Origin of the sequence: Citrobacter sp. wls718 (assembly GCF_005280945.1) — a bacterium.
Classification (GTDB): domain Bacteria; phylum Pseudomonadota; class Gammaproteobacteria; order Enterobacterales; family Enterobacteriaceae; genus Citrobacter; species Citrobacter gillenii.
On sequence record NZ_SZWV01000079.1, the window covers coordinates 17032 to 24615 of the forward strand.

At 53.1% G+C, this 7584-nt stretch carries 9 protein-coding genes and 1 pseudogene; 1 reads left to right on the plus strand and 9 read right to left on the minus strand.

What is annotated here, in order from left to right; genetic code table 11:
• From FDW95_RS23925 to FDW95_RS15650, 9 genes and pseudogenes are all read right to left on the minus strand, one after another.
• Positions 1–705 (minus strand): annotated as a pseudogene (locus tag FDW95_RS23925) (AMP-dependent synthetase); the annotation flags it as partial.
• Positions 702–1283: a hypothetical protein gene (locus FDW95_RS15615; protein ID WP_115257257.1), complete on the minus strand. Its 582-nt coding sequence runs from the start codon at positions 1281–1283 to the stop codon at positions 702–704. The pseudogene FDW95_RS23925 and the gene FDW95_RS15615, both read right to left, overlap by 4 nt.
• A gap of 6 nt (positions 1284–1289) precedes the next feature.
• Positions 1290–1541 (minus strand): acyl carrier protein, encoded by a 252-nt coding sequence (locus FDW95_RS15620; RefSeq protein ID WP_096759208.1) that lies wholly within the window; start codon positions 1539–1541, stop codon positions 1290–1292.
• A gap of 12 nt (positions 1542–1553) precedes the next feature.
• Positions 1554–1811 (minus strand): phosphopantetheine-binding protein, encoded by a 258-nt coding sequence (locus tag FDW95_RS15625; protein WP_096759209.1) that lies wholly within the window; start codon positions 1809–1811, stop codon positions 1554–1556.
• Positions 1792–2619, minus strand: a complete 828-nt coding sequence (locus FDW95_RS15630) for a lysophospholipid acyltransferase family protein (RefSeq protein WP_115257258.1) — start codon at positions 2617–2619, stop codon at positions 1792–1794. Before FDW95_RS15630 ends, FDW95_RS15625 begins: the two co-directional genes overlap by 20 nt.
• Entirely contained in the window at positions 2604–3326 is a 723-nt protein-coding gene (locus FDW95_RS15635) for a beta-ketoacyl synthase chain length factor (RefSeq protein ID WP_115257259.1), read from the minus strand. Before FDW95_RS15635 ends, FDW95_RS15630 begins: the two co-directional genes overlap by 16 nt.
• A 40-nt stretch (positions 3327–3366) precedes the next feature.
• The gene (locus FDW95_RS15640; RefSeq protein ID WP_115257260.1) at positions 3367–4428 is read right to left on the minus strand and encodes a class I SAM-dependent methyltransferase; all 1062 of its coding nucleotides are present in this window, start codon (positions 4426–4428) and stop codon (positions 3367–3369) included.
• A 68-nt stretch (positions 4429–4496) separates the two neighbouring features.
• Positions 4497–4874, minus strand: a complete 378-nt coding sequence (locus FDW95_RS15645) for a hypothetical protein (protein WP_135912828.1) — start codon at positions 4872–4874, stop codon at positions 4497–4499.
• A gap of 415 nt (positions 4875–5289) precedes the next feature.
• Positions 5290–6339, minus strand: coding sequence for an AI-2E family transporter (locus tag FDW95_RS15650; protein WP_115257262.1), 1050 nt, complete (start codon positions 6337–6339; stop codon positions 5290–5292).
• Positions 6340–6471: 132 nt separating this feature from the next.
• Here FDW95_RS15650 and FDW95_RS15655 point away from each other — a divergent pair.
• A partial coding sequence (locus FDW95_RS15655; protein ID WP_249359144.1) for an MFS transporter occupies positions 6472–7584 on the plus strand: 1113 nt, incomplete at its 3' end.

Below are 7584 nucleotides of genomic sequence, written 5' to 3' on the forward strand. Positions count from 1 at the left end.
GTCGAGGCGTTTCAGAAGCGCCGGGCTGCTGATAAACACATACTGATGCTCATGGCCCAACGCCGCCAGTTGTTCGGCGTACCAGAGCATTGCCGCGTGTAGCGGCAAGCCCAAGGACATCGGCAGGAAGATACGAAATGTCAGGCCGTACAGATGCTGTGGCAACACTGATGCCACCACCCGACAACCTGTTAAACGGTCGGCAAAGCGCGCGGCGAGCAACGCCGCTTCGTTATCGAGACGCCCGATCGGTTTAACGACCCGCTTCGGCTGGCCGGTAGAGCCGGAGGTGAAGAGTTCCACAAAGGTGTCGCTGCGGATGGGGGGGAACGTCACGTCGTCTGTGGCGGCCGTCATGGCAGACTGGACAACCTGTAGCGGACCCTGCCAGTTCAGCGGTTTATCGCTCAATACGCCGTCAAACAGCGCATGCTGCTCGTTCAATAATGAAACGCGACAATGGCCCGGGATCACCGGCGTTTTGCCAGCATGGAGCGTTGCCAGCAGTGCCACGATAAACAGATAGCTGTCCTCAAAGCACAGTGCCCAGCGTTCACCCTCCTGCTGCTGCAGGTGCGTTATCAACCGGGTAACATCGTGGCGTAGATGGCCGAGTGTCCAGGTCGCGTCTTCTAACCACGCAACGGGTACGTCGGATGGACGTGGAGCGCTGAGCCACTCAGAGAGTGGAAGGGGCTGCTTCATGGGTTATCTCGTTTTATCACCTGGCGGCGCACCAGCCACTCTCCTGCCATCAGCGTTCCCATCAGCAGGTAGGAGAGCATGCCGTTCCACACCGTCCACAGGGACATATCGCCATACAGCGCGGTACCGAGCGCAATGCTGCCATTGAGGATGAAAAAGGCACACCAGATTTGCGTGACGCGGCGCGTGTAGCGCACACCTGCTGCGGGTAGATTGGGATCGCGCAGCCGTGCCAGGCGTTCGACAACCGGCATGGTAGACCAGAGTGAGCCACCAAAGACTGCCAGCATGACCCCGTTGACCACCACCGGATAAAACAGCAGCAACTGGTGCGTTTTGAGCAGATAGCTGGTAACGCAAAGCGTGATGCCCGCTACCGCCACTATCTGCGTCACGACGCGCAACGGTCCCGCCTGTCGCCGGGTCTGGCGAAAGCGTACAAACAGCAGCAATGCCATCAGCGGTAGCAGCCAGTGCAGGCCGTTATGTGCCAGGCCAAACCAGATTAAAAATGGCCAGGCCAACAGCAGTAAGCCTGTCAGCAGTTGTACGACTGGCAGCGAACGCGCGCCCGACACGATGCGTTATGCTTCTTTGAGCAGGCGTTCTACCGCATCGACGACATCCTGCACTGTCCGCACCGCTTTAAATTCCTCCGGCTTGATTTTCTTGCCGGTTTTCTTTTGCAGATGCACGATCATGTCAACAGCGTCAATGCTGTCCAGTTCCAGATCGTCGTACAGGCGCGCCTCGGGCTTAATGTCCTGTGGGTCGACTTCAAACAGCTTAACCAGCAGCGCGGAGACTTCTTCGTAAATGGCTTTTTGTTCAGTCATAACGGACTTTCCTCAGGCACGTTGCGCGTGAATGAAAGATGCCAGCGTGGCGACGGAGAAGAAGTGCTGGCGCATCTCTTCGCTCTCAGCCGAGAGAACCACGCCATACTCATTTTTCACCGCCAGGCCTAACTCCAGGGCGTCGATGGAGTCCAGCCCTAAGCCATCGCCAAACAGCGCTGCGTCGGTTTCAATATCGTCAGCAGTAAGTTCGTCGAGATTCAATGTCGTTATAATGAGATTTTTGATTTCAAGATAAAGCGCTTGCATCATTAATTCCTGAAAGAGGTAACGTACCTGGTTGTAATTGAAGCAAAAGATGCCGGTTCAACTGCCTTGCGGCCAGCGCCGGTTCTTGTGAATTTGCATCGTAAAATTGGTCGATTTTTACCCGTGCGCGGACGGATATGGTAAATACGGGTTTAGCCGGTGGAATGTCATACCATTTGCTTTGCTTATCAAGCATTTGCTCGCTGCAGTTAATCGTGACTATGCGTAAGTCGCTGTGGCAGCGCACGGCGATATTTGCCGCACCACGCTGGAGCGTCATTTCCTCACCGGGACGCGTGCGTGTCCCCTCGGGGAAAATCAATATTGTGTTGCCTTGTTCCAGCCGCTGCTGGCAGGCGGGCAACAGTGCATCAGCCTGGCTGTTAATCAGATAATCCGCCGCCCGGACTACGCCGCCGAGGAACGGATTCTTCAGGAGCGCGCTTTTCACCAGACAGTCTGTTTCTGCCATGACCGAAGCCAGTAGCACATAGTCGATGAGCGTCGGATGGTTGGCGACGACCAGACATCCTCGTTCCTTGAGCAAAACGTCACGCCCTTCAATGTGGTAATCCAGCACGCCAAGCCCCTTCGTCACCGTTAAAAAGAGACGAAAACTGGCGGCTATGCTGCGTCTGGCAATGCGCCGACGTCTGGAATTATTCCATACTGTGATTAACAATACGTTAAACCAGATAGTGGAAAGGAGCAGTCCGCCGATGCCAAACAGGGCGAAGCATAAACCGGTCATCACCAGTCGCCATGCCCGGTTAAGGGGCTGGAACACCGCGCTCACCCCTGACTCCATTGCCACTGTACGCGTTCACCCGTCAGCGTAAACGCCGGGGTATCTCGCAGATAATGTTGTAAAAACAGCAGGCTTTGCGGCAACGTGGACTCGCCGTGGTCGCGGTATGGGCGGGTTTCACACCGCCACTGACTACCTGGTTCAATAACCAACGCGACGGCAAATGGCCAGGTCGGCATGTCAGCAGGCAGCTGCGGGTGATAAAACTCAGGCAGGAAACCATCGAAATCGACCATTAACACCCGCTGATATCCCGCCTGTAGCAGGCCCATCACTTCGCATAACCCTTGCTGGAACGTGTCTTTGCCTGCTGAGAGCGAGGAGGAGACGATCGGTTTTTTTGCGGCGATGGTCAGGTTGCCGACGGCGGAGTTATGCACGGACAGGGCGAAATCGGTCGGAGAGATTGGCTGCTCTGTCGCCAATGCGTGCAGGATGCGGTAGTTACGTTCCAGTTCACCGTGACGACTGGTATAGAGGACGGCATCGATCGCATGACGACGGAGCATTGCCAGCCCGCACTCGACGGCCAGCTTGCTACCTGAACTGAGGCGGCGAGCGGTCATCATCGGTAATTCACTGAGCTTTCCCTGTGGCGAGGCTGGATCGATGGTGTGCGAAAGCCGTGACCATTCATGCCACTGTGCCGCTTCGCTTAATCCTGGAGCTTTTGCCTGCCAGTCGGTAATGTTTAATGCAAATTTCATCAACGCGCGTCCGCGATAAATCGGTTATTCCAGTTGTTTGTTATTTTTTCTTCTGGCATATCAATAAAGTATGCCCAATACCCAGGTTATCGTGGCGTTCATCTACCTGAAAACCTGCCTGTTTCAGATAGTGATAAAACTTCTCTACGCTGTAGAAACGACTGTTGCCGTTCGCCATACAGGTAAAATAAAGCGAAGACGCATTCAGGCTAAATGAGGCCGCTTCAAATTTCTGCGCATCCCAGAACAGTTCCATAATGCAGAGTTTGGCACCGGGTTTCATTACGCCGGCAATCTTGCTCAGCATGGCGATAATTTGCTCCGGGGAAAAACAGTCCAGGAATTGACTCATCCACCAGATATCAGCCTCTGCGGGTAAAGGCGAGTCACTAAGCATATCCACAGCATGGAACTTTATGCGATGAGATAATCCTGCATTTTCGATATTTTCACGGGCCAGCGCAATTTGTTGTGGTAAATCTAATAACGTGACGGCGATATTGTCATCATGCTGACAACAACGTAATGCCCATTTTCCGGTATTTCCGCCGACATCGTACAGGGTTGCAGGGGCATTGGCGAATACATACGGTAATGCCGCGTCAAATGCCCCGTCTGAATAGTAATGATCAAAAGCAAACCAACTTTCACGCGCCGCCAGCGGTAATTGCGACAGGGCGGGATAAATGGTTGGCCAGTCGCCAAATATTTTTAATCCGGCGGGTTTACCTTCTTTCAGCGCATTTTCCAGATAGAACAGCCCCTGATAGCAAACATCCTGAGTGAAATCCATGTTCACTCTGGTCATCGTGTCATGTAAAAGAAAATGACCGATTTTGGCGAGGTAATAATATCCCTCTTTGTGGGTAATGATGCGCCCACTTAATCCCATATCCAGCAATATGCTGGCGGCATATTCGTTGATGGTGCTGTTTTCGGTAATTTCGTCGAGCGTAGCGCCGCGTTTACCTTGCTTATCCAGCCAGGTCAGTACTCCCGCATTTCGCAGGCACAACGCGGTTTGAAAAAGCATAGGGGCAAATGCGATACGTTGTGCTTCAGTAATAGCATCCAGTGCGCTGAGCGAGTCCTGTTCGTACATGTGGGAACAACCTGTTGAGTGGCAGATAGTGAGGTTATCGGGCCTTATCGGCCCGACTTTAGGCATAATTACAGATTGGCACCGGCTGCCAGATTGACCTGAATGTCTTTGTCCAGATTGCGCACCCAACGGTTATAGTTTTTATGAATTTTTCCGCCTGAAGCCTGCAGGTTAAGACTGCTGTCATATTTGATGTCGTAGCTGGTCGCGGTGTAGGTGATACGGACTTCTGCCACGTGATCGCGTGTCTGTTGACGAGCTTTGATCACCCCCGGGTTAATTTCCGTCATGATCCACTGGCGTTGAATGCCGGCTTTTAGAATGGCGTTTTTAACCTGGTCCTGAGTGTGCCCCGCGCTAACGCTTGAGTGAACTTGATCGATCGGCGCAGTACGCGCACAGCCTGCCAGCGCGCCGACAACCGCAATAGCGGCAAACCACTTAATATACTGTTTCATTAAAACTCCCTATCACGGTATTTTTATACGATTGAAATAATAAGTGATGAAATTATTCTCGCCTTTCATCATCTGTATCTTTATTTAAGCTAAATTAGAGTTGTATTCCACATGACAGATAACACGGTGCTGGTGGCATGATTTCTTAATATTTAATGGTTTTCTTCAGTTGAAAATTTTGCAGCAACATGATTGGTGCGAAGTATACGTTATCAAGCTAAGCGCATCAATTTAAATGGTTTTTAAATATAGTTGGTTAGTGCCGGAGATGTGTTTTTGGAAGGTTTTTTATTTTAGTTATTATGGTTTTACTTTGTATATTGGTTTTTTATTTAAGTTAAGATGGTAATGTCTGCGTTATTACCATCTTATTCGTAATATATAAACTACCTTGTCTGGTAGTTTATCCCGGTAATCGACTTTTCGGTCTACCGGGGCCAAGCAAAATTGCCAGCTTGCTGCCACCCCTGGTAGTTTCCATCCAGATTTTACACACGCTGGTAAGCGGCACGGAAAGTAACATGCCGACCGGACCTAGCAGCCATCCCCATACCAGTAAGGACAGGAAGACAACAAGCGTCGACAGGCCTAAACGATGGCCCATCATACGCGGCTCGAGGATATTGCCAATCACCATATGTACGACCAAAAATAGGGCGCCGACCAGCACGCATTCGTAAATCCCGTTGAACAGCAGCGCCTGCAGCATGGGAGGGACGGCGGAAATCACCGAGCCAATATTGGGTACATAGTTAAGCAGGAATGCCAGCACGCCCCACATCAGCGCAAACTGAATGCCCATTAGCGCCAGTCCCAGCCAGACGATAGCCCCGGTCCATAAGCTGAGCAATGTTTTTAACGCCAGGTAGTGAGAAACGCCCTTCAATGCACGGTGCAGACCCGCAATATGGATCTGCGGATTATTCAGCGCAAAGCGCAGCTTGTAAGGAACATGGCGCACCTCAAACAGCATAAACACCACCGTCATTACCAGCAGGAAGACGCTGGCCATTGCGCCGGAAAGCCCGGTCATCAGCGTGGTCGTGAAGGTCATTAGCTTGTCGGAGTCAATACGTTGCAGTAGACGTTCTGGCGACATGTGCAGGTTAAGAAAGGGCACCATCTCTTGCACGTAGAGGACCTTGCGCGTCAGCTCCTTGTTGTACTTTGGCAGCATGTCCATGAATTCCGTGATTGAAGATGCGAGAACACCGACCAGCGCGGTGAGCACGAACAGCATCACTACCACCACCAGCGTAATGGCAATCGGGCGACGCAGCCCCCGGCGAATAAACCAGGTCACCAGCGGGTTCAGGACGATGGCAAAAAAGAGGGCCAGCAACAGCTGCACAATAATGTCGGCAGCCGCATGAATACCTGCGAGGATCACCACCAGGGCGGCCAGTTTGAGCAAAATATGCAAACCTGTTTTATCAGGCTGAGCGCTTGTCATGTGTTCTTCCTTTTTACGTTTTGCTCTAAGTGTAGCGGCTGGCTTACGACCTATATTCCTAAACTGTCTGCTGATTTCTGCCCGGCAACATGGTAGAAATGAAACACTGTTGTAAAAATGTGGTGACCCTTCATGCCCGAACCCGTCGCTGAACCGGCGCTTAACGGATTTCGTCTCAATCTGCGCATTGTCTCGGTGGTGATGTTTAACTTCGCCAGCTACCTGACTATTGGCTTGCCGCTCGCGGTGCTACCCGGCTATGTTCATGATGTTATGGGTTTTAGCGCCTTCTGGGCTGGGCTTGTGATCAGCCTGCAATATTTCGCCACCTTGTTGAGCCGCCCGCATGCGGGGCGATACGCCGATCTGCTGGGGCCGAAAAAGATTGTCGTGTTCGGGCTGTGCGGCTGTTTTTTAAGTGGCCTGGGCTATTTGCTGGCGGGAACAACCAGCGGCTGGCCGATGGTGAGCTTACTGTTGCTGTGCCTCGGGCGTGTGATCCTGGGGATTGGGCAAAGTTTTGCCGGTACCGGTTCAACGCTGTGGGGCGTGGGTGTGGTGGGCTCCATACACATTGGGCGGGTGATTTCATGGAACGGTATCGTCACCTACGGGGCGATGGCGATAGGCGCGCCGCTGGGCGTGCTGTGTTACGCCTGGGGTGGTTTGCAGGGACTGGCGCTGACCATCATGGCGGTGGCTCTGTTAGCAATACTGTTGGCGCTGCCACGTCCGGCGGTGAAGGCCAGCAAGGGCAAGCCGATGCCGTTTCGCGCGGTGCTCGGGCGCGTCTGGTTGTACGGTATGGCGCTGGCGTTGGCTTCCGCTGGTTTTGGGGTGATCGCCACCTTTATCACGCTGTTTTATGACGCCAAAGGCTGGGACGGCGCGGCATTCGCGTTGACGCTGTTTAGCTGTACGTTTGTCGGGACCCGCCTGTTATTCCCAAACGGCATTAACCGCTTAGGCGGGTTAAATGTGGCGATGATCTGTTTTAGCGTGGAAATAGTTGGGCTGCTGCTGGTAGGGATGGCGGATATGCCGTGGATGGCGAAAGTAGGCGTTCTGTTGGCAGGTGCGGGGTTCTCGCTGGTGTTCCCGGCGCTGGGCGTGGTGGCGGTAAAAGCGGTGCCGCAGCAGAATCAGGGCGCTGCGCTGGCGACCTACACGGTATTTATGGATCTCTCACTGGGGATTACCGGGCCGCTGGCGGGACTGGTGATGACGTGGGCGGGCGTACCGGTT